The following is a 22,392-nucleotide window of genomic DNA, read 5'->3' on the forward strand; positions in this document are numbered from 1 at the left end:
GGAGGTGTACAGCAGTGATGCCCAGCCGACCGGTACTAATAGGCCGAGGGCTTGTCACCACACTCCTACACTGCACACACAAACAAACACACAGATACAGCGTGTGATTGAGCGTGTCTCGCGTCCACTGATTGAACAACCAAACACCGGCCCCGTAGGGCCCTGTTAATTGGATACATATGGCTTGGACACCCGGAAACCACCATTGGTGGCGGGTGATCCTCTAGAGTTACGGCGGCCATAGCGAGAGGGAAACACCCGGTCCCATCCCGAACCCGGAAGTTAAGCCTCTCAGCGCCGATGGTACTGCAACCGCGAGGTTGTGGGAGAGTAGGACGCCGCCGGACATAACCCCCTACGAGGGCCCTGTCAGGGTCGAGCACCGCGTCAGCGTGTGGCTCCCCGACACGGGCCCTCGTAGTGTTTTTCCCGCGTTCCGTGTGCGTGTGGCGGTCGTGGCGCTGCGTCAGTCGTGCAGACGGCGCAGCAGGATGCTGGGGTTCGGCTTGGGCTGGAAGGACGTCGACTTCTCCGGCAGCACGCCGTCGCGGTCCGTGATCTCGAGGACCCGTTCCAGGGTCAGAGGTGCGAGGAGCAGGGCCACCCCGTCCTCGTGACGGGTCTGGGCGATCGCCGGCCCCGCGGCGTGGTGGTGCGTGATGTCGACGTACTCGTCCACGAGCTGGGGGAGCAGGCCCTGGTGCACCACCTGGAGCGGCAGGTCGTGCTCTCCGGCGGCGCTCAGGTGGATCGTGAGCGTGCGCCGTCCGTCGGTGGCGACGATCGTGCTGGGGGAGACGTCGGTCAGCCGTACGCCCAGGTGGTCGGTCACGGGCAGTCCGGCGGCGTGGGCCACCTGTCCGAGCCGGCTCAGGGAGAGACCGGCGACGAAGCGGTGGATGGGCCCCAGCGCGAGCGGGGTGTCGTCCTGGTCGATGAGCATGGCGAGCCCCGAGGTCGCCAGGCTGTCGCCCCGTCTCGCCTCGTCGAGGTAGGCGGCATAGCGGTGGTGCCCGTCGGCCAGGAGTGCCCGGGTGCCGGCCAGCTCCCCCTGGACGTCGCGGACGAACTGCTCCGGGATGCGCCACAGGCGGTGGATCTGGCCGGCGCGGTCCGCACCGTCGACCAGCGGCTGCTGGTCGGTGACCATCGCCAGGATCGCGCGCAGGCGGGGAGTGCCACGGTGAGCCAGCAGGATGGGCGCCGGTTGGATGTGGGTCTCCCGCATGCGTGAGGCCAGCTCGGCGACCTGGTCGGGCTCGACGCCCTCGTGAGGCACCAGCACCGCCTCGTCCACGGAGCCGGAGAGCAGGTCGAGCGGGATGACGCCCACGAGGCCTCGGACGGTCAGCTCGGGCGTGCCGTACTCGTGCACCCACAGCGCCGGCCCGTCGTCCTCGAGGAGGTGGCCGCGGCGTTCCCACTGGGCGAGCCGCTCGGCGACCCGGTGGTACGGGCGGGCGAAGGCCCGGGCCGCGGCGGGGTCGGCCACGTGCTGGACCGCCATGCGCGTGGCCACGAACGGTTCCAGCCGGAGGGGTCCGCGGATGCCGCGCACCTGGGTGCCCCTGCCGTCGCCGTGCACGACCGGCGTGGTCGCGCCCGTGGGCAGGGGGGTCTGCGCCGTCGAGCCCCCGGGCAGCATCGTCGAGCCCGTGGGGGGAGTCCCCGTCACCATCTGCCCATCGTAGGCTCGAGCGTTGGTGGCGTCGCCACCCGTGGTGCGACGCAGGTCACAGGCGTGTCGCGCTGTTCCCACCCACCTGGAAGGCCCCCACGATGAGCACGACGGGCAGCCCCGTCCCCGAGGACGACCACCGCGAGGCGTCCGCACTGGGAGCAAGCAGCCGGCCCCTGCACGAGGCGCACGACCTGGCGATGCTCGACCTCGACGGCGTCGTCTACGTCGGCGGGCACGCCGTCGCGCACGCGCCGGAGTCGATCGCCGCGGCGCGGGAGGCCGGGACAGGGATCGCGTTCGTGACCAACAACGCCTCGCGAACGCCGGAGAGGGTCGCGGCCCACCTCCAGGACCTGGGCATCGACGCCGGGACCGAGGACGTCGTGAGCTCGGCGCAGGCCGCTGCAGGCGTGCTGCGCGAGCGCTTCGGCGCCGGCGCGCGGGTCGTCGCGCTCGGGACGACGGGCCTGGTGGAGGCGCTGCGTGTGGCGGGGCTGGAGCCCGTGGGCGTGGAGGACGACGCCGACGCCCTGGCCACCGGCTACTCGCCGGACGTGCCGTGGAAGGACCTGATGCGCGGCGCCGTGCGGGTGCGCCAGGGGCTGCCGTGGGTCGCGAGCAACACCGACATGACGATCCCGACCCCCTACGGCGTGGCGCCCGGGCACGGCGTGCTGGTCGACATGCTGCGTCGCTTCACCGAGGTCGAGCCCGTCGTGGCTGGCAAGCCGGCGCCGCCGCTGCTCGAGGAGACCGTGCGCCGCGTGGGCGGGAGCACCCCGCTCATGATCGGCGACCGCCTGGACACCGACATCGACGGCGGCATCGCCGTCGGCCTGCCGACGCTGCTGGTGCTCACGGGCGTCTCCGGCCTCGACGAGCTCGTCGCCACCCCCGCGGGTCACCGGCCGACCTACGTGGCCCCGGACCTGCGCGGCCTCCTCGCCGCGCACCCCGAGGTGACCGTCGACGGCGGGTCGGCGGACTGCGGCGGGTGGACCGCCGTCCGCGACGGGGGCGCGGTGACGGTGCACGGGGGCGGGGAGCCGATCGCCTGGTGGCGCGCCGTCCTCACCGTCGCCTGGCAGCACCTGGACGAGACGGGGGAAGCAGTCGGCACCGACGGCCTGGTCCCGCCCGCCGCGGACTGAGGTCGTGTCGCCGGTGACGGATAGTCTCGCGTCCATGAGCAGCACCCCCGAGTCCTCGAGCGAGCCGACGGCCGTCGTGCCCCCGCGCCCGGAGACCGGGGTGGCGGCCGTGGACGCCGTCCTGGCCGACGTGGCGCGGCTCGACGAGACCGACCCGGAGACGGGGGAGACCCCGGGCACCGACCGGCACGCGGCCGTCTACGACTCCGCGCACTCGCGCCTGCGACGGGCGCTCGACACCGATCCCGACGCCCCGGTGTGGACGGGGCCCCGACCGGACGTCGCCGAGCAGCGGGAAGAGCAGGGCTGAGCGTGCCGCCACGTCGACTCCGTCTCGACGCCGAGCTGGTGCGCCGCAAGCTGGCCCGCTCGCGCGAGCACGCCAGCGAGCTGATCGCCGCCGGCCGCGTCACGGTCCAGGGGGTGCGCGCCACCAAGCCCGCGACCGCGATCACCACCGACGTGGCGATCGTGGTGCGCGCCGACGAGGAGCGCCCGGACTACGTCTCCCGCGGCGGTCACAAGCTCGCGGGTGCGCTGCGGGCCTTCGCCTCCGGCGGGCTCAGCGCGCAGGGGCGACGGTGCCTGGACGCCGGGGCCTCGACCGGTGGCTTCACCGACGTGCTGCTGCGCGCCGGGGCCGCGGAGGTCGTCGCCGTCGACGTGGGCTACGGGCAGCTGGCCTGGTCCCTGCAGTCCGACGCGCGCGTCCACGTCCACGACCGGACGAACATCCGCGAGCTGACCACCGAGCTGATCGGTGGCCCCGTCGACCTGGTGGTCGGCGACCTGTCCTTCATCTCCCTGACCCTGGTGCTGGACGCCCTGCTCGGCGTCACCAGCCCGGACGGCGACCTGGCGCTCATGGTCAAGCCGCAGTTCGAGGTCGGCAAGGACCGCGTGGGCAAGGGCGGTGTCGTGCGCGACCCGGACCTGCGGGCCGAGGCCGTCCTCACCGTCGCGGACGCGGCGGGGCAGCGCGGCTGGGGCGCGGTCGCCGCGACCACGAGCCCGCTGCCCGGACCGTCGGGGAATGTCGAGTTCTTCCTGTGGCTGCGCCGCGGCCCGCGCACGGTCGAGGCCGAGGCCGTCCACAGGCTGGTGCGGGGCGACGACCCGTGGGCCGTGGCGGATGAGAGGGTGGAGACGTGACCGACCCCGCCCCGTCCGACCGTCGTGTGCTCGTCCTGACCCACACGGGTCGCGACGCCGCCTGCGACGTCGCACGCGCCTCGATCGTGGGGCTCACCGGGCAGGGCATCACGGTCCGCGTGCCCGCCGTCGAGGCCGGCGACCTCGGTCTCGACCCGGCCCTGGCCGCCTCGTCGATGGTCGAGGTCGTCGCGCACCTGGAGGACGCCGGCGCCGGCTGCGAGCTGGCGCTGGTGATCGGCGGGGACGGCACGATCCTGCGCGCCGCCGAGATCGCCCTGCCGACCGGGACGCCGATCCTGGGCGTCAACCTGGGGCACGTGGGCTTCCTGGCGGAGGCCGAGCACGACCACGTCGCCGCCACGCTGGAGGCGATCGTGAGCCGCAGCTACGTCGCCGAGGACCGGATGACGCTCGACGTGCGGGTCTACCACGAGGGCGCGCTGGTGCGCTCGACCTTCGCCCTCAACGAGGCGTCGGTGGAGAAGGCCTCGCGCGAGCGGATGCTCGAGGTGGTCGCCGAGGTGGACGGTCGTCCCCTCTCCCGCTGGGGCTGCGACGGCGTGGTCTGCGCGACCCCGACAGGCTCGACGGCCTACAACTTCAGCGCGGGCGGCCCTGTCGTGTGGCCGGACGTCGACGCGCTGCTCATGGTGCCCATCAGCGCCCACGCCCTGTTCGCCCGTCCGCTCGTGGTCTCCCCGGACTCGGTGCTCGCCGTCGAGGTGCTGCCCGGCCCGCAGAGCGCGGGCGTGCTCTGGGCCGACGGCCGGCGCGCGGTGGAGCTCCCGCCGGGCGCGCGCATCGAGGTGCGCCGCGGCCCGCACCCCGTGCGTCTCGTGCGGCTGCACGAGGCGCCGTTCACCGACCGGCTCGTCGCGAAGTTCGGCCTCCCCGTCGAGGGCTGGCGCGGACGGGCCGAACGACTGCAACGAGGAGAGCTGTAGGTGATCCGACCGTGATCGAGGAGATGCGCATCGCCGACCTCGGCGTCATCGACTCCTCCACGCTCGAGCTCGGCCCCGGACTCACGGTCCTGACCGGTGAGACCGGTGCCGGCAAGACGATGGTGGTGACCGCCCTCGGGCTGCTGCTCGGCGCACGCGGCGACTCCGGGGCCGTGCGCTCCGGTGCGTCCCGCGCACGCGTGGAGGGCCTGGTGCGCCTGGACGGCCTCGGGTCCGGGGCGAGCGCCTTCACCACCGGGGTCGAGGACGCCGGCGGAGAGGTCGAGGACGGGCAGGTGCTGCTCGCCCGCAACATCTCCGCCGAGGGTCGCTCCCGCGCGTTCGTGGGCGGGGCCAGCGTGCCGGCGTCCACCCTGACGGACCTGACCGAGCCGCTCGTGGCGGTGCACGGCCAGTCCGACCAGCACCGGCTGCTGCGGCCCCGGGCGCAGCGCGAGTCGCTCGACCGCTTCGGCGGCACCAAGGTCGCCCGGCTTGCGGAGCGGTGGGCCACCGCCTTCGACGCGCTGCGCGCGGTCGAGACCGAGCTCGGCGACCTCGTCGAGGCGGCGCGCGAACGGGCCCGCGAGGCCGACCTGCTCCGCTTCGGCCTCGGGGAGATCGAGGAGGTCGACCCGCAGCCCGGCGAGGAGGACCAGCTCGCCGCGGACGAGACCCGCCTGGGGTTCGCCGACACCCTGCGCACCGCGGCCGAGACCGCCCGGGAGGCGCTCTCCAGCGAGAACGAGAACCCCGACGCGATGGCCGCCGTCGCCGCGGCCCGCTCGGCCCTGGAGGGCGTGCGCGAGCACGACCCCGAGGCCGCCGCGCTCGCCGACCGCGTCAAGGAGGTCTCCTACCTGCTCACCGACGTCGCGGCCGACGTGGCCTCCTACGCCTCCGGCGTCGAGACCGACCCCGCTCGGCTCGCCACCGTCTCCGAGCGGCGGGCAGCGCTGACCGCGCTCACCCGCAAGTACGGCGAGACGGTCGAGGAGGTCCTCGGCTGGGCCCGGACCTCCGCGGCCCGGCTGCTGGAGCTGGACGGCACCGACGACCGGATCGAGGCGCTGCGGGCCGAGCGGACGCGCCTGCGCACCGAGCTCGCCGAGACCGGCGCCGCGCTCACCGCCGCCCGGACCACCGCCGCCACCAGGCTGGGCAAGGCCGTCACGGCCGAGCTCGGCGGGCTGGCCATGCCGCACGCCCGGGTCTCGGTGGCCGTGACCCAGCACCCCGTGGACGCGCCGTCCGACGACGCCGCGCCCGGCGCCCCGCTGCCGGTCGGCGACCGGTGGCTGCGCTACGCCCGCTCCGGGCTCGACGAGGTCGAGCTCCTGCTGGCCGCGAACAACGGCAGCGAGCCGCGTCCGCTCGGCAAGGGTGCCTCGGGTGGTGAGCTCTCCCGGGTCATGCTCGGCCTCGAGGTCGCCCTCGCCGGCACCAACCCGGTGCCCACGTTCGTCTTCGACGAGGTGGACGCCGGCGTGGGTGGCGCGGCCGCGGTGGAGATCGGCAAGCGCCTGGCCCGGCTCGCCCGCGACGCGCAGGTGCTGGTGGTCACCCACCTGCCGCAGGTCGCCGCGTTCGCCGACCGCCACGTCGTGGTGCGCAAGTCCCACGACGGCACGATCACCAGCTCGGGCCTCACGCTGCTCTCGGAGGACGCGCGCGAGGAGGAGCTCTCCCGGATGATGGCCGGGCTCGAGGGCTCGGACACCGCGCTCGCGCACGCCCGCGAGCTGCTCGACGTCGCCCGCAGCACCCGCGCGGAGGCCTGACAGCGCCCACCCAGCCGGCCGGGTGGCGGCGCACAGCCCGGGGACACGCCCACCGCCGCCTCCCGGGCTGCGCGCACCGGGTTTGTCAGAGTGGGTCAGTCATGAGGATCTCCGGTCGACGACGTGAGCAACAGCTGCCCGGCCTGCGCGGCACCGCACGGGTGGAGCGGCGGGCAGGCGACCTCCTGGGCCGCCTCCAGCCCGGTGACGTGGCGGTCATGGACCACACCGACCTCGACCGTGCGACGGCGGACGGCCTGGTGCGCGCGGGCGTGGTCGCGGTCCTCAACGCCGCCCCGATGATGTCGGGCCGCTACCCGAGCCTCGGGCCCCGCGTCCTGGTGGACGCCGGGGTCACCGTGCTCGACGGGCTGGGCCCCTCGCTGCTGACCGGCGTGCGTGACGGCGTGCCGGTGCGGCTGCACGACGGGCTGGTGCACGTCGGCGATGCCACGATCGAGGGGCGCACGGTCGACGCCGACCTCCTCGACGAGCAGGCCACGCAGGCGCGCACCGGCCTCTCCGCGCAGCTCGAGACGCTCACCCACAACGCCACCGAGTTCCTCCGCCGCGAGGAGGACCTGCTGCTGCACGGCCGCGGGCTGCCGACCCTCACGGTCTCGATGCGCCGCCGCACGGTCGCCGTCGTGGTCGACGGCCCCTCGCTGGACACCGAGCTCGCCCGTGTGCGGGACTTCCTGCGCGAGCAGGAGCCCGTGGTGGTCGCGGTCGACGGAGCGGCCCCGGCCCTCCTCGCCGCCGGGGTGAAGCCCGCCGTCCTCGTGGTCGACACCCGCGACGGGGCCGAGCCGCCGCCGGTCGCGGTGCTGGAGGCCGCCAAGCAGGTCGTCGTGGTCGTGCGCGGCGCCGGCGAGCCCACGGAGCTCGAGCAGCGGCTCGGCCGTCGCGCCGTCCGCGTCGAGACCAGCGCCCAGGCCGAGGACGCCGCCCTCCTCCTCGCGGACGCCGGCGGTGCCGCCCTCGTCGTCGGGGTCGGCGTGCACGCCACCCTGGAGGACTTCCTCGACCGCCAGCGCGGCGGTCTCGCCAGCACCTACCTCACCCGGCTCAAGCTGGGCCCCCGGCTCGTGGACGCCGAGGCCGTGCCGCGGCTCTACTCCGGGCGCGTGCGCCCCTGGCACCTGCTGGCCGTGATGCTGGCGGGGCTCGTCGCCCTGGTCGCCGCGGTCTCCACCACGCCGGTCGGCTCCGGCTGGAGCGAGCAGTGGCTCGACTGGGGCCAGACCGCCTGGGACGGCCTCGTCGCCGCCTGGGACTGGCTCTCCTCGGCCGTCTCGTCCCTGGTCGACCGCGTCACCGGCTGAGCGCCGCCCCACCACCCCCTGCCCCACCACCCCCTGCCCCACCACCCCTTGGCCCGGCAGCACCCGTCGGGTCCCCCTACCCGGAAGGCCCCCGCCACCGTGATCACCTACCGCCACCACGTGGTCTCCCTCGTGGCCGTGTTCCTCGCGCTCGCCGTGGGCGTGGTGCTCGGCGGAGGACCCCTCGCGGAACGCACCCTCGAGGCCACCGACGACACACCGTCCACCTCGGCCTCGGAGGAGCGGGCGCTCGAGCAGGCGGCCTACGGCGACGCCTTCGCCGAGGCCGCGGCCCAGCGGCTCGTGGGCAACCGGCTCGACGGACGCACCGTCGCCGTGGTCACCACGCCGGGCGTCGACGAGGGCCTGGTCACCGCCGTCACCGCCGACGTCACCGACCGGGGCGGCGAGGTCACGGCCCGCTTTGACCTGCTGGAGACCCTCGTCGACGGCGGCTCCACCTCGCTGGTGGACACCCTGGGCACCCAGCTGGTCACCGAGCTCGACGCGGGCACGGTGGACCGGGGCGCCTCGAGCTACGTGCGCCTCGGACAGCTGCTGGGTCTCGCGGTCGGCACGACGAACGCCGGTGGCGTGGCCGCCGACCTGGACACCAGCACGATCCGTGACAGCCTCGCCGGCGCCGACCTGGCGACCAGCAGCGACGACGAGGCGGACCGGGCGGGCCTCGTCCTGGTGCTCCTCGGTGACGACACCGACCCCGACGTCCTCGCCGCCATCGCCTCCGGCGTCTCCGCGATCGCCGGGGGAGTGGTGGTCGCCGGCAGCACCTCCTCGGCCCGGGGCGGCACGCTGGCCGGGGTGCGGGAGTCCTCCGCGGCCGACACCCTGCTGACCGTTGACGGCGTCCAGCGCCCCCTCGGGCGGATCACGGCGTTGGTGGCCCTCACGGTGGCCGACGAGGGGCAGACGGGCGCCTACGGCCCCGACGGCGACGGGCCCGTCCCGCTCGGCTGACGGGCCGTACGAGCCCCGCGCCAGGGGGCGGACGCGGTCGCGCCGAGGCACCCACAGGGGTGACACGCCGCCGATCGTGTCGCGGGTTTCCGCGCTGGGGCCCTTCGGGACGTAGGATGGAGTTCCGTGAGGAATTCAGCCCCGACCAAGCACGTGTTCGTCACCGGGGGCGTCGCCTCCTCCCTCGGCAAGGGGCTCACGGCCTCCAGCCTCGGCCGGCTGCTGCGCTCGCGCGGCCTCCGCGTGACGATGCAGAAGCTCGACCCGTACCTCAACGTGGACCCGGGGACGATGAACCCGTTCCAGCACGGTGAGGTCTTCGTGACCGAGGACGGTGCCGAGACCGACCTCGACATCGGCCACTACGAGCGGTTCCTGGACACCAACCTCTCCGGCCACGCCAACGTGACCACCGGCCAGGTGTACTCCAACGTCATCGCCAAGGAGCGCCGCGGCGACTACCTCGGTGAGACCGTCCAGGTCATCCCGCACATCACCAACGAGATCGCCGAGCGGATGCTCGCGATGGACGCCGACGACGTCGACGTCGTCATCACCGAGATCGGCGGCACGGTCGGCGACATCGAGTCCCTGCCGTTCCTCGAGGCCGCCCGGCAGGTGCGCCAGAGCATCGGCCGCGACAACGCGTTCTTCATCCACGTCTCCCTGGTGCCCTACATCGGCCCCTCCAAGGAGCTGAAGACGAAGCCGACGCAGCACTCGGTGGCCGCCCTGCGCCAGGTCGGCATCCAGCCCGACGCGATCGTCTGCCGCGCCGACCGCGAGCTGCCCGAGGACATCAAGGGCAAGATCGCCCGGATGTGCGACGTCGACGACGAGGCCGTCGTGACGGCCGCCGACGCGCCGTCCATCTACGACATCCCCAAGGTGCTGCACCGCGAGGGCCTCGACGCCTACGTCGTGCGCCGCCTGGACCTGCCGTTCCGCGACGTCGACTGGACGCTGTGGGACGACCTGCTCCGCCGCGTCCACCACCCCAAGGAGGAGGTGACCGTCGGCCTGGTCGGCAAGTACATCGACCTGCCCGACGCCTACCTCTCGGTGGCCGAGGCGCTCAAGGCCGGCGGGTTCGCCAGCGAGGCGAAGGTCCACATCGAGTGGATCCCCTCCGACGAGTGCGCCACCCCCGCGGGCGCCGCCAAGAAGCTCGCCGACGTCGACGCCGTCTGCGTGCCCGGCGGCTTCGGCATCCGCGGCCTCGAGGGCAAGCTGGGCGCGCTCACCTACGCCCGCACCCACGGCATCCCCACGCTGGGCCTGTGCCTGGGACTGCAGTGCATGGTGATCGAGTACTCGCGCAACGTGCTCGGCCTCTCCCAGGCCGGCTCGACCGAGTTCGACCCCGACACCCCGGAGCCCGTCATCGCCACGATGGACGAGCAGAAGTCGTTCGTCGAGGGCGCCGGCGACCTCGGCGGCACCATGCGTCTGGGCAGCTACCCGGCGCTGCTCAAGGACGACTCGGTGGTCAGGGCGACCTACGGTGCGGCGAACGTCGACGAGCGGCACCGGCACCGCTACGAGGTCAACAACGCCTACCGCGACCGCCTCGAGGCAGCCGGGCTCGTCATCTCGGGCACCTCGCCCGACGGCTCGCTGGTGGAGTTCGTCGAGCTGCCCAAGGCCGTGCACCCCTACTACGTCTCCACCCAGGCGCACCCCGAGCTGAAGTCCCGCCCGACCCGGCCGCACCCGCTGTTCAAGGGCCTCGTCGGCGCCGCCATCGCCCGTCAGCGCGAGACCCGGCTCGAGATGGACGAGTCGACCCTGCGCCGCAAGGACGACGACGCCGCCGTCGAGCAGGACTGACGGCCGCACCCGGCTCCTCACGCACCGACGCCCCCGGCACCTCCTGCGAGGTCCCGGGGGCGTCCTGCGTCGCGAGCCGGTGCCGGCGGCCGCTCAGCCCTCCAGCAGGCCGCGGGCGACGAGGTAGCGCCGCAGCTGGTCGGTGCCGATGGCCAGGTTCGTCCGCACCGCCGGGACGACGGCGGGGTCGGTGGCCAGGGCGCTCGCCCGCTCCAGCAGCGCCGCGTCGCCCACCGACGGGAAGAACCCGCGGATCAGGCCGAGCACGTTGAGCATCGCGCCACCGTCCAGGGCGGCGACCTGGTCGAGGTAGCGGTCCGCGAACGGGCGGACGAGGTCGGCCTGGTCGAGGCGCCAGAAGGCGCCGGAGAAGAGCGAGTACCCGGCGCTGCGCGGCAGGTCGCGGTCCACCACCATCCGCTGGAACGCGGCCTCCTTGGCCTCGACCTCGGGCAGCGCGGCCTCCACCGCCAGGGCACTGACCCAGGCCTCGGGGTCGGGGTCCCGCTCGGTGAGGCTCACCAGGTCGTCGGCGTCGTGCCGCCCGGCCGCGGCCCGCGTGCGCAGGATGCGCCAGCCCAGCGGGACGTCGTCGACGGCGGCGTCCTCGAGCAGCACGTCCCACCGCGGGTCCGCGCTGACCATGGCGAGCGTGCGCAGCGCCGGCGTGCGCAGGCCCGGCCGCTCGGCGAGGGCGGCCGCCACCTCGGCGACCCGCGCCCCCGCGGTCCCGACCGCCTCGGCGGGGGTCCACAGCGTCGCCACCACCCGCGCGTGGTCCAGCAGCGCCTCCACGAGGCTGGGCGCCGGGTCGGCGGCGAGCAGGTCCAGCAGGACGTCCAGCGTCCGGTCGGGGCCGAGCTCGCCGGTGAAGAGCAGGTCGAGCACGGTGCCGGCGGCCACCGCGTGGTCGATCGTGGCGGGCAGCGCGGCGGCGCTGCCCAGCAGGGTGGACAGCGACGCGGCGTCGGTGCGGGACCTGGCGAAGGTGAGGTCGTCGGCGTTGACCAGGTGCAGCCCGCCCTCGCCGACGTCCGGGAGGCAGGGGAGGCCGGTGCGGGAGCCCTCGGTCTCGACGGTGGTGGTGGCCACGACCCGGAGCCCGCCGTCCGGCGCGGGAGCGAACGACCGCACCGAGAGCCGGTGCGGTCGCGGCTCCCCGCCGTCGGGGGCAGTGACGACCAGCGCCGGCCCGTCCTCGGCGGCGAGGTCGAGGGCGATGGTGTCGGTGCCGGCGCGGTCCAGCCAGGCGCCGGTCCAGCCGGACAGGTCCCGCCCGGAGGCCTCCTCGAGCGCGCCCACCAGGTCGGCCAGCACGGTGTTGCCCCAGGCGTGCTCGGCGAAGTACGCCTGCAGGCCCGCCGTGAACGCCTCGTCCCCGACGAGGACGGAGAGCTGACGCAGCACCGCCTGGCCCTTGAGGTAGGTGATGGCGTCGAAGTTCGCCATGGCCTGCCCGACGTCGGGCACGTCGCCGCGGATGCCGTGGGAGGCGGGGCCGGCGTCCTGCCGGTAGCCGATCGGCTCGCTGTCGACGGCGAACGCGGCCCAGGCGTCGGTGTGCTCGGTGGCCTCGGCGGCGGCCCACGCCGAGGCGAAGGAGGCGAAGGCCTCGTTCAGCCACAGGTCGTCCCACCAGCGCATGGTCACCAGGTCGCCGAACCACATGTGCGCCATCTCGTGGAGCAGCACGCTGGCCAGCTCGGCCTCGTCGGCGGGCGTCGGCGTGCTCCGCGGGATCATCATGTCGCCCCACGTCACGCAGCCCCAGTTCTCCATCGCACCACCCATGTCGGGCACGAACACCTGGTCGTAGCGCTCCTGGCCGAACGGCTGCCCGAAGGTCTCGCCGAAGAACGCCAGGCCCTGCTCGGTGAGCGTGAGCAGCTGCGGGGCGTCGCGCTCGAGGAACTCCTTGAGCGACTGCCGGCAGAAGAGGCCGAGGTCGTGGGGGCCGCGCCGCTCGCGGATCTCGTGGAACGGGCCGCCGTTGACGACGACCACGTACGTCGAGAGGGGCGGGGTGTCGGGGAAGCGCCAGGTGCGGGTGGTCGCACCGGACTCCTCGACGCTGCTGGGGGCGCGGTTGCTGGTGATCGTCCAGGCGGCGGGCGCCAGCACGGTGAAGGCGTGCGGGGCCTTGAGGTCGGGCTGGTCGAAGCAGGCGAAGGCGCGCCGGGCGTCGTCGGCCTCGAAGGAGGTCCACACGTAGACCAGCCCGTCGGCGGCGTCGACGGTGCGGTGGATGCCGGCGGCGCGGTCCGTGTCGTCCTGGGTCATGGCCACCACCAGCTCGTTGTGGCCAGCCAGGTCGGTCAGGTGCACGCGCCCCTCGCGGACCTGCGCCAGGTCGACCGAGAGGCCGTTGAGGGTGACGTCGGTGACCTCGCCGACCGCGTCGACGAACGTGCTCGACCCGGGCTCGCAGGTGAAGGTGATCGTGGAGACCGAGCGCCAGGTCGAGCCCTCGAGCAGCCCGGTCATGTCGATGTCGACGTCGTAGCGCTGCACGTCGACCAGGGCCGCTCGCTCCTCGGCCTCGGCCCGGGTCAGGCTGCGCTCCGTGATGGTCTCGGGCTGTGCGGACATGTGCTGCTCCTGCGGGGTGGTCGGGCTGAGACTCCTCCTCACGCTAGCGTCGGACCCATGCCGTCCGCAGACGCCTCCCAGCCCGCCCTCGCCGACGCCGCTGCGTCCTGGCCGGTGACCGGCAGCGGTGACCTGCACCGGGACGGCTGGGTGGTGGCCCTGCGCGCCGACCAGGTGCAGCGGCCCGGCCACCCCGAGGAGGAGCCGTTCCGGCGGATCGTGATGGAGCACCCCGGTGCCGCCGTCGTGCTCGCCCTCGACGAGCAGGACCGGGTGCTGGTGCTGTGGCAGTACCGGCACGCCGTGGGCCAGGTGCTCGTCGAGATCCCCGCGGGGCTGCTCGACCAGGGCGGGGAGACCCCCGAGCAGGTCGCGCGGCGCGAGCTGGTGGAGGAGACCGGGTGGGAGGCCTCGTCCTGGACCCACCTGGTGACGACCTGGCCCTCGCCCGGGATCTCCGCCGAGCGCGCGCACCTGTTCCTCGCGCGCGACCTGCGCGAGGTCGGACGCCAGGGCTTCGTGCCCGAGCACGAGGAGGCCGAGGCCGTGACCGGCTGGGTGCCGTTCGAGGAGCTGCACGCCGCGGTGCTCGACGGCCGCGTGCAGGACGCCCCCGTGATCATCGCCGTGCTGGCCGCCCGGGCCCGCGGCCTGGCCTGACCCGGCGGGGGAGCGGCCCGACGTCGGTCGTGGGGGCTACCCTGCCGCCGTGACCGTGACCCACGCCTCGACGTCCGCCGGTGCCGCCGGTGGCAGTGGCGGTGATGGTGGTGCCGGCGGGTCCGTGGAGCGCGCGGTGCGCACCTACCTCGACCACCTGGCCGTCGAGCGCGGGCTCTCGCCGAACACGCTGGCCTCCTACCGGCGCGACCTGCGGCGCTACCTCGGCTACCTCGACGGTGCGGGCGTCGCCTCGCTCGCGGACGTCGGCGAGCAGACCGTGGCCGGCTTCCTCGCGCACCTGCGGGCCGGTGACGACACGCACCCGCCGCTGGGGCCCAGCTCCGCGGCGCGGGCGGTGGTGGCCGTGCGCGGCTTCCACAAGTTCACCGTGGCCGACGGCCTGGCGGAGGTCGACCCCGCGGCCGCGGTCCGGCCGCCCCAGCCGTCCAAGCGCCTGCCCAAGGCCCTGCCGTTCTCCGACGTCGAGGCGATCCTCGAGGCCGCCGGCGCGCCCGGCACCCCGCTGGCGCTGCGCGACCGGGCGCTGCTGGAGGTGCTCTACGGCACCGGCGCCCGGATCTCCGAGGCCGTCGGGCTCGACGTCGACGACCTGGACACCGTCGACCGCACCGTCCTGCTCTCCGGCAAGGGCGGCAAGCAGCGACTCGTGCCGGTCGGCTCCTACGCGCTCAGCGCCGTGCAGGAGTACCTGGTGCGTGCCCGGCCCGGCCTGGTCGGGTCGACGACGCCGGGCGGCGCGCTGTTCCTCAACTCCCGCGGCGGTCGGCTCTCGCGGCAGTCGGCGTGGACGGTGCTCACCCGGGCCGCCGAGCGTGCCGGCGTCACCCGAGACGTCTCGCCGCACACGCTGCGCCACTCGTTCGCCACCCACATGCTCGACGGCGGTGCCGACGTGCGCGTCGTCCAGGAGCTGCTGGGGCACGCCTCGGTGACCACCACGCAGGTGTACACGCTCGTCACGGTCGACAACCTGCGCGAGGTCTTCGCCACCGCGCACCCGCGCGCCCGCGGCTGAGCACCGCGCCCGGTGCAGGTCGGGCAGTGCTGGTCGGGCAGTGCTGGTCGGGCGGTGCTGGTCGGGCGGTGCTGGTCGGGTGGTGCTGGTCGGGCGGGGATGAGGGCGCTGTCGGCGGCGACCGGGATACTGGGCCGCGATGTCTGAGACTGCGAGCACGCCCTCCTTCGACGCGCGCGACTGGCCCCCCGCGGGCTCCGACCCCGACCTGGTCGCCGACGCGGTCACGGCCTACGCCGCCTCGCGCGGCCTGGAGCTGTACCCGCACCAGGAGGAGGCGGTGCTGGAGCTGCTCGCCGGCTCGAACGTGGTGCTGGCGACCCCGACCGGCTCGGGCAAGTCGCTGGTGGCCGTCGCCGCCCACGCCGCGGCGCTGGCCGACGACCGGGTGTCGTTCTACACCGCCCCCATCAAGGCGCTGGTGAGCGAGAAGTTCTTCGACCTGTGCCGGGTCTTCGGCGCCGACAACGTCGGGATGCTCACCGGGGACGCGTCCGTCAACGCCGACGCCCCCATCATCTGCTGCACGGCCGAGGTGCTGGCCAACCTGGCGCTGCGCGAGGGACGGGCGGCCGACGTCGGGCTGGTCGTCATGGACGAGTTCCACTACTACGGCGAGCCCGACCGCGGCTGGGCCTGGCAGGTGCCCCTGCTGGAGCTGGTGGACGCCCAGTTCCTGCTGATGTCGGCCACCCTGGGCGACACCCGCGACCTGCGCGCGGACCTCACCGAGCGCACGGGCCGCGAGACGACGCTGGTCGACCAGGCCGAGCGCCCGGTGCCGCTGACCTTCGACTGGTCGCTGGAGCCGCTGGCCGACACGCTGGAGGAGCTCGTCACCACCGGGCAGGCGCCGGTCTACGTCGTCCACTTCACCCAGGCCGCGGCCGCCGAGCACGCGACCTCGCTGCTGACCGTGCCGTGGGCCAAGGCCGCCCCGGAGCAGCGCGACGCGATCGGCGAGAAGCTGGCGGGCGTCCGCTTCGCAGCGGGCTTCGGCAAGACGCTGAACAAGCTGTTGCGCCGCGGCATCGGCGTGCACCACGCCGGGATGCTGCCGCGCTACCGCCGGCTCGTGGAGCAGCTCGCCCAGGCCGGTCTGCTGCGGGTCATCTGCGGCACCGACACCCTCGGCGTCGGGATCAACGTGCCCATCCGCACGGTGCTCTTCACCGGGCTGGCGAAGTTCGACGGCACCAAGATGCGCACGCTGCGCACCCGGGAGTTCCTGCAGATCGCCGGCCGGGCCGGTCGGGCCGGCTTCGACACCGCCGGGTCGGTGGTCGTCCAGGCGCCCGAGCACGTCATCGAGAACGAGAAGCAGAAGGCGAAGATCGCCGAGCGCGTGGCGGCGGGCAAGAAGAAGTCCAAGGCGCAGCTGAAGAAGCCGCCGGAGGGCACGGTGGTGTGGACCAAGGACACCTTCGACAAGCTCGTCGAGGGCCAGCCCGAGCCGCTGGTGCCGCGGATGAAGGTCGACAACGGCATGCTGCTCAACGTCCTCGCCCGCGAGGAGGACGCGGTGGCGGTGCTGCGGCGGCTGCTCACCGAGAACCACGAGGACCGGCGCCGTCAGCTCAAGCTCGCCCGCCGCGCCCTGCGGCTGGGCCGTTCCCTGGTGGAGTCGGGCGTCGTCGTCCGCCTCGAGGAGCCGGACGCCCACGGGCGCCGCTACGTCCTCGGCGTGGACCTGCCCGACGACTTCGCCCTCAACCAGCCGCTGGCGCACTTCGCGCTCGAGGCGCTGGAGGTGCTCGACCCGGAGAGCCCCGAGCACGCCCTGGACGTGGTCTCCGTGGTCGAGGCGGTGCTCGAGGCGCCCCGGCAGATCCTCCTCGCCCAGCAGTGGGCGGCCCGCGGCAAGGCCGTGGAGGAGATGAAGGCCGACGGCATGGAGTACGAGGACCGGATGGGGGCCCTGGAGGAGATCACCTGGCCCCAGCCGCTCGCCGAGCTGCTCGAGGCCACCTACGAGATCTACCGCCGCCAGCACGCCTGGCTCTCGCCCGACCTGCTCGGGCCGAAGTCCGTGGTGCGCGACATGATCGAGCAGGGCATGGGCTTCACCGACTTCGTGGCCCGCTACCAGCTCGCCCGGGGTGAGGGGCTGGTGCTGCGCTACCTCACCGACGCCTACCGGACGCTGCGCCAGACCGTCCCGGAGACCCACCGGGACGAGGAGCTGCACGGGCTGGTCGAGTGGCTGGGGGAGACGGTGCGCCAGACCGACTCCTCGCTGCTGGACGAGTGGGAGGCGCTCACCGACCCCGAGGGCGCCCTGCTCGTGCGCGGCGCCGAGCTGGCCGACCACGCCCCGCCGCCCCCGCCGCGTCCGCTCTCGGCACAGGGTCGGGCGTTCGAGGTCATGGTCCGCAACGCCATGTGGAGCCGCGTCGCCGGCGTCGCCCGCGACGACCTGGACGCCCTCATGGCCGTCGAGCGGGCCGCCGCCGACCGGTTCGAGGAGCCGCGCGAGGTGGTGATGACCCGCTCCGCGTGGGACGAGGCGATCGAGGCCTACTACGACGAGCACGACGAGGTCCGCACCGACGGCGACGCGCGCAGCCCGCGGCTGCTCGAGACCACCGCACGCGCCGGCGTCGCGGTGGGCGCGGACCCGGACGGGCCCGAGGTGCGGCTCCTCGAGGTGCGCCAGACGCTGCACGACCCGGAGGGCCACCACGACTGGGTGGTGGAGGCGCTCGCCGACCTGGACGCCACCGACGCCCTCGGCGAGCTGGTCATGCCGACCGTCGCCTTCCGGCGGCTCTGAGTCCGGCCGGCCCGGGTTTGGTCACCAACCCGAGGTCCTCGGCCCCCGGAGACCGGGTTGGTGACCAAACGTGGACGCCCGACCGCCCGACCGCCCGACCGGATGCCGGGCCCGGTGCCGGGCCGCCTAGGCTCGGCCGCATGAGCGACGCAGTGACGGTGGAGCACCGTGCGGAGGAGTCCCGGTTCGTGGCGCTGGTCCAGGAGGGCGCGGACCCGGCGGAGGCCGGCGTCGCCGAGTACGAGCTCGACGGGGAGACCATGACGCTCACCCACACGGTCGTCGACCCGGCCTTCGGCGGCCGGGGCGTGGGCTCCGTGCTGGCGCAGGCCGCGTTCGGGCACGCCCGCGAGGCCGGGCTGAGCGTGGTGCCGCAGTGCTCGTTCATGGCCGGGTACGTGCGCAAGCACCCCGAGCTGGCGGACCTCGTCCGCGGCTGAGCGGCAGCCGTCAAGGCCTGAGCCGGGTCGGCCACGACCCCGGCGACACGCCGGGCGCCGTCCACAGATTGCTCCACAGCCGGCCGCCGGCATGTGCACCTGAGCGCGCCCGGGTGCACAGCGCGGGCCGCCGTCCGGGGGAGAAGTCGCCACATCTGGACGCGCCACACCGACCCTCCTACGCTCGCCGGGCGGTCGCCTTGTCGACAATGGTGGGCAGAGACCGCCGCACGCTCTCGGGTGCGTGCGGGAGACGATGAGAGAGAAGACGACCAGACGTGAATGACGCCCTGCCCTTCGACGGCGACGACCCGGCAGACGTGGGCCCCACCGGCCGCCGGATGCCGGAGCTGCCGGAGCCGCCCGTGCTCACGGGCCACGGGCCGGCGCGGGTGGTCGCGATGTGCAACCAGAAGGGCGGGGTCGGCAAGACGACGACCACGATCAACCTGGGCGCCGCGCTGGCCGAGTACGGCCGCCGCGTCCTGCTGGTGGACTTCGACCCGCAGGGCTCGCTGTCGGTCGGCCTGGGGCTGAACCCGCACGAGATGGACGCCACCGTCTACAACCTGTTGATGGAGCCGGACTGCACGGTCGACGAGGTCATCGTCCCCACCGGCGTCGACGGCATGGACCTCGTGCCCTCCAACATCGACCTCTCCGCCGCCGAGGTGCAGCTGGTCGGCGAGGTGGCCCGCGAGCAGACGCTCGCCCGGGTGCTCGCCCCCGCGATGGCCACCTACGACGTCATCCTCATCGACTGCCAGCCCTCGCTGGGCCTGCTCACGATCAACGCCCTCACCGCCTCCGACGGCGTGCTGGTGCCGCTGGAGTGCGAGTACTTCGCGCTGCGCGGCGTGGCGCTGCTCAAGACGACCATCGACAAGGTCAAGCAGCGGCTCAACCCGAAGCTGCACGTCGACGGCGTGCTCGGCACGATGTACGACGGTCGCACGCTGCACAGCCGCGAGGTGATGGAGCGGCTGGTGCAGGCCTGGGGCGACACGGTCTTCCACACCGTCATCCGCCGCACCGTGAAGTTCTCCGACTCCACGGTGGCCGGCGAGCCGATCACCTCCTACGCGTCCTCGTCCACGGGCGCGGAGTCCTACCGCCAGCTCGCCCGGGAGGTGATCAGCCGGTGGCACGACGCGTGAGCATGCCCACCGCCGACGACCTCTTCCGCCCCACCGCCGACGGCGAGGCCCAGCGCGGCGAGCCGGGGGAGCAGGGCGTGGACGAGGCGGGGTCCCCGGCTCCGGCAGCACCGGTGCCCGCGGCACCGGCCCCCGCGGCACCGGCCGCTGCGGCGTCGGCTCCGGTCGCGGAGCCGCCCGCCGGCAAGCCCAGCGGCCGGGTGCGGCACGACGAGAAGATGACGGTCTACCTCTCCTCCGACGAGCTGCTGCGGATCGAGCAGGCCCGGCTGGCCCTGCGCGGGACGCCCGGCGCGCGGGTCGACCGTGGCCGCCTCGTGCGGGAGGCGCTGGCGCTGGTGCTGGCGGACTTCGAGGAGCAGGGCGAGGACAGCGCGCTCGTGCGCCGCCTGCGCCAGGAGTGAGCACGGCCGCGGCCCCGGTCGTGCCCGAGGGTGAGCAGGAGTCCGGCTTCGCGGTCCGGCTCGCCAACTTCGAGGGCCCCTTCGACCTGCTGCTCCAGCTGATCTCCAAGCACAAGCTGGACATCACCGAGGTCGCGCTGTCGCAGGTCACCGACGAGTTCATCGCGCACGTGAAGGCGATGCGCGACCGGCCGCGCACGAGCACCGGCGGTCGTGGGTCCAGCGGCGAGCTGGAGGAGACGACGTCCTTCCTGCTGGTCGCGGCCACCCTTCTCGACCTCAAGGCCGCGCGGCTGCTGCCGCAGGCGGAGGTCGAGGACGAGGAGGACCTGGCGCTGCTGGAGGCCCGCGACCTGCTGTTCGCCCGGCTCCTGCAGTACCGCGCCTACAAGCAGGTGGCCGGGGTGCTCTCCTCCCGGCTCGCGGAGGAGGCCAAGCGCTACCCCCGGGCCGTGGGCCTGGACGAGCGGTACTCGGCGCTGCTGCCGGAGGTGCTGATCGGCATCGGGCTGGAGGAGTTCGCCAAGCTCGCCGCAGGCGCGCTGGCGCCCAAGCCGGTGCCGGAGGTGACGCTCCAGCACATCCACGCCCCGGCGGTCTCCGTGCGCGAGCAGGCCGCGATCGTGATGGCCCGGCTGCGCGACGCGGGCGCCCTGACGTTCCGGGCGCTCACCACCGACTCGCCTGACACGCTGACCACCGTGGCGCGGTTCCTGGCGCTGCTGGAGCTGTTCCGCGAGAGCGCCATCTCCTTCGAGCAGGTGACCCCCCTGGGCGACCTGACCGTGCGGTGGACCGGCGAGGTCGAGGCCGACGTCATCGACGTGGACGAGTTCGAGGGCACCCCGGAGGGCCCGACCGGCGGTACCGCCGTCACCGGTGTCGCGGTGAGGGCCCAGGAGGAGGACGAGTGAGCCAGGACGTGAGCCAGGACGTGAGTCAGGACGCGAGCCAGGACGCCCTGCCGGGGACCGAGCAGGAGAGCCGGCCGGGCAGCGAGGAGGCCGCGCCGGCGGTGCCGGCGTCCGCGCTGCGACCCGCGCTGGAGGCCGTGCTCATGGTGGCCGACCAGCCGTTGGACGCGATCGGGCTGGCCGGCGTGCTCGGCCACCCCGTCGGCGACGTGGTGGCGGCCCTGCAGCTCTTGGCCGAGGAGTACACCGAGCAGGGTCGTGGCTTCGAGCTGCGCCAGGTGGCCGGCGGCTGGCGCTTCTACACGCGTGAGGACTACGCGGCCGTCGTGGAGAAGTTCGTGCTGGAGGGCCAGCAGTCGCGGCTGACGCAGGCCGCGCTGGAGACCCTGGCCGTGGTGGCCTACAAGCAGCCGGTGAGCCGGGCGCGGGTCTCGGCGGTGCGGGGCGTCAACGTCGACGGCGTGATGCGCACGCTGCTGACCCGCGGGCTGGTCGAGGAGGCCGGCACCGATCCGGTGAGCGGCGCGCATCTCTACCGCACGAGCGCCTACTTCCTGGAGCGCATCGGCATCCTCAGCCTCGACGAGCTGCCCGAGCTGGCCCCGTACCTGCCGGACATGGAGGACCTGGACGAGATCGAGTCGGCGCTCGCCTCGCCGGGCCTGCCGCGGCGGGCGGCGGGGGAGCCGGGGGACACGGGGACCGAGGAATCGCCCGCGGGCCCGGCCACCGGGGAGACTGGGGGCGCTCAGCCCGACCACGGGCCCGACGACCAGCCCGACCCGGAGGAGACCGCGTGACCGGCCCCGACCTGCCCACCGACGACGAGGGCCTCGTCCGGCTGCAGAAGCTGCTGGCCTCCAGCGGGGTCGCCTCCCGGCGTCGCTGCGAGGAGCTCATGCTCGAGGGCGCCGTCGAGGTCGACGGCGAGGTCGTGACCCGGCTCGGCACGAAGGTCGACCCGACCACCGCCGTCATCCGGGTCGAGGGACGCCGGCTCCCGCCCGTCTCCCCGCACGTCTACCTGGTCCTCAACAAGCCGCGCGGCGTCGTGTCCACGATGTCCGACCCCGAGGGCCGCACGTGCCTCACCGACCTCGTGGCCGACCGCCCCGAGCGGCTCTTCCACGTCGGCCGGCTCGACACCGACACCTCAGGGCTGCTGGTGCTCACCAACGACGGCGACTTCGCCAACCGGCTCGCGCACCCCTCCTTCGAGGTCGACAAGACCTACGTGGCCGAGGTGGACGGTGAGGTCTACCCGCGCACCGTCAAGGACCTGCTGGCCGGCGTGACGCTGGAGGACGGGCCCGTCGCGGTGTCGAAGTGCAAGGTCATCTCCGGCGGCCACCGTCGCAACCACCCGGGCCGCAGCATCGTCGAGCTGGTCATCCACGAGGGCCGCAACCGCATCGTGCGGCGGCTGCTCGAGCACGTCGGTCACCCCGTCACCCGCCTGACCCGCACCGCCATCGGACCGGTGCAGTTGGGCACGCTGAAGAGCGGCGAGATGCGGGACCTGACCCGCGAGGAGCTCGGCGAGCTGCTGGACAGCGCCCAGCTCTGACGGC

19 protein-coding genes and 1 rRNA gene are annotated in these 22,392 nt (G+C 74.0%); 18 read left to right on the top strand and 2 right to left on the bottom strand.

What is annotated here, in order from left to right; genetic code table 11:
* Window positions 1–230: 230 nt before the first annotated feature.
* A 5S ribosomal RNA gene (rrf, locus tag M8330_RS19225) occupies window positions 231–347 on the top strand.
* A gap of 119 nt (window positions 348–466) precedes the next feature.
* On the opposite strand, the gene M8330_RS19230 is transcribed toward rrf, so the two are convergent.
* Window positions 467–1,678: a DUF1015 family protein gene (locus M8330_RS19230; protein ID WP_250828644.1), complete on the bottom strand. Its 1,212-nt coding sequence runs from the start codon at window positions 1,676–1,678 to the stop codon at window positions 467–469.
* 101 nt (window positions 1,679–1,779) lie between these two features.
* Between M8330_RS19230 and M8330_RS19235 the strand changes: the two genes are divergently transcribed.
* The 8 genes from M8330_RS19235 to pyrG all read left to right on the top strand — a co-directional run bounded on the left by M8330_RS19235 (window position 1,780) and on the right by pyrG (window position 10,845).
* Entirely contained in the window at window positions 1,780–2,832 is a 1,053-nt protein-coding gene (locus M8330_RS19235) for an HAD-IIA family hydrolase (RefSeq protein WP_250828645.1), read from the top strand.
* Between the two features lie 34 nt (window positions 2,833–2,866).
* Window positions 2,867–3,142, top strand: a complete 276-nt coding sequence (locus M8330_RS19240) for a hypothetical protein (RefSeq protein ID WP_250828646.1) — start codon at window positions 2,867–2,869, stop codon at window positions 3,140–3,142.
* 2 nt (window positions 3,143–3,144) lie between these two features.
* Window positions 3,145–3,984: a TlyA family RNA methyltransferase gene (locus M8330_RS19245; protein ID WP_250828647.1), complete on the top strand. Its 840-nt coding sequence runs from the start codon at window positions 3,145–3,147 to the stop codon at window positions 3,982–3,984.
* Window positions 3,981–4,931 (top strand): NAD kinase, encoded by a 951-nt coding sequence (locus tag M8330_RS19250; RefSeq protein ID WP_250828648.1) that lies wholly within the window; start codon window positions 3,981–3,983, stop codon window positions 4,929–4,931. Before M8330_RS19245 ends, M8330_RS19250 begins: the two co-directional genes overlap by 4 nt.
* An 11-nt stretch (window positions 4,932–4,942) precedes the next feature.
* Window positions 4,943–6,712 (top strand): DNA repair protein RecN, encoded by a 1,770-nt coding sequence (gene recN / locus M8330_RS19255; protein ID WP_250828649.1) that lies wholly within the window; start codon window positions 4,943–4,945, stop codon window positions 6,710–6,712.
* A gap of 101 nt (window positions 6,713–6,813) precedes the next feature.
* Window positions 6,814–8,037 carry a putative cytokinetic ring protein SteA gene (steA, locus tag M8330_RS19260; RefSeq protein WP_250828650.1) on the top strand — a complete coding sequence of 408 codons (1,224 nt, stop codon included), beginning with the start codon at window positions 6,814–6,816 and terminating at the stop codon, window positions 8,035–8,037.
* Between the two features lie 99 nt (window positions 8,038–8,136).
* Window positions 8,137–9,015 (top strand): copper transporter, encoded by an 879-nt coding sequence (locus tag M8330_RS19265; protein WP_250828651.1) that lies wholly within the window; start codon window positions 8,137–8,139, stop codon window positions 9,013–9,015.
* Window positions 9,016–9,141: 126 nt separating this feature from the next.
* A complete protein-coding gene (gene pyrG, locus M8330_RS19270) occupies window positions 9,142–10,845 on the top strand; it encodes a CTP synthase (protein WP_250054756.1) in 1,704 nt (567 codons plus the stop codon).
* 93 nt (window positions 10,846–10,938) lie between these two features.
* Here the strand turns inward: pyrG and pepN are convergent, their stop codons facing one another.
* Window positions 10,939–13,434 (bottom strand): aminopeptidase N, encoded by a 2,496-nt coding sequence (gene pepN / locus M8330_RS19275; RefSeq protein ID WP_250828652.1) that lies wholly within the window; start codon window positions 13,432–13,434, stop codon window positions 10,939–10,941.
* 57 nt (window positions 13,435–13,491) lie between these two features.
* On the opposite strand from pepN, the gene M8330_RS19280 reads away from it, so the two are divergent.
* From M8330_RS19280 to M8330_RS19320, 9 genes are all read left to right on the top strand, one after another.
* A complete protein-coding gene (locus M8330_RS19280; protein WP_250828653.1) occupies window positions 13,492–14,094 on the top strand; it encodes an NUDIX domain-containing protein in 603 nt (200 codons plus the stop codon).
* 136 nt (window positions 14,095–14,230) lie between these two features.
* Window positions 14,231–15,133, top strand: coding sequence for a site-specific tyrosine recombinase XerD (gene xerD / locus M8330_RS19285; RefSeq protein ID WP_250828670.1), 903 nt, complete (start codon window positions 14,231–14,233; stop codon window positions 15,131–15,133).
* A 139-nt stretch (window positions 15,134–15,272) separates the two neighbouring features.
* On the top strand, window positions 15,273–17,906 hold the full coding sequence (locus M8330_RS19290) for a DEAD/DEAH box helicase (RefSeq protein ID WP_250828654.1): 2,634 nt from the start codon (window positions 15,273–15,275) through the stop codon (window positions 17,904–17,906).
* A 140-nt stretch (window positions 17,907–18,046) separates the two neighbouring features.
* Window positions 18,047–18,346, top strand: a complete 300-nt coding sequence (locus tag M8330_RS19295; RefSeq protein ID WP_250828655.1) for a GNAT family N-acetyltransferase — start codon at window positions 18,047–18,049, stop codon at window positions 18,344–18,346.
* A 278-nt stretch (window positions 18,347–18,624) separates the two neighbouring features.
* Complete coding sequence (locus tag M8330_RS19300) at window positions 18,625–19,503, top strand: ParA family protein (RefSeq protein ID WP_250054746.1); 879 nt, start codon at window positions 18,625–18,627, stop codon at window positions 19,501–19,503.
* Between the two features lie 2 nt (window positions 19,504–19,505).
* A complete protein-coding gene (locus M8330_RS19305; protein WP_284704975.1) occupies window positions 19,506–19,907 on the top strand; it encodes a hypothetical protein in 402 nt (133 codons plus the stop codon).
* The gene (locus tag M8330_RS19310) at window positions 19,904–20,821 is read left to right on the top strand and encodes a segregation and condensation protein A (protein ID WP_250828657.1); all 918 of its coding nucleotides are present in this window, start codon (window positions 19,904–19,906) and stop codon (window positions 20,819–20,821) included. The genes M8330_RS19305 and M8330_RS19310 overlap by 4 nt, the downstream gene beginning before the upstream one ends.
* Window positions 20,818–21,621, top strand: a complete 804-nt coding sequence (gene scpB, locus M8330_RS19315) for an SMC-Scp complex subunit ScpB (protein WP_250828658.1) — start codon at window positions 20,818–20,820, stop codon at window positions 21,619–21,621. Before M8330_RS19310 ends, scpB begins: the two co-directional genes overlap by 4 nt.
* Window positions 21,618–22,388: a pseudouridine synthase gene (locus M8330_RS19320; protein WP_250054739.1), complete on the top strand. Its 771-nt coding sequence runs from the start codon at window positions 21,618–21,620 to the stop codon at window positions 22,386–22,388. The genes scpB and M8330_RS19320 overlap by 4 nt, the downstream gene beginning before the upstream one ends.
* Window positions 22,389–22,392 lie beyond the last annotated feature (4 nt).

Origin of the sequence: Nocardioides bruguierae (assembly GCF_023656415.1) — a bacterium.
In the GTDB taxonomy this organism is placed as follows: Bacteria; Actinomycetota; Actinomycetes; order Propionibacteriales; family Nocardioidaceae; genus Nocardioides; species Nocardioides bruguierae.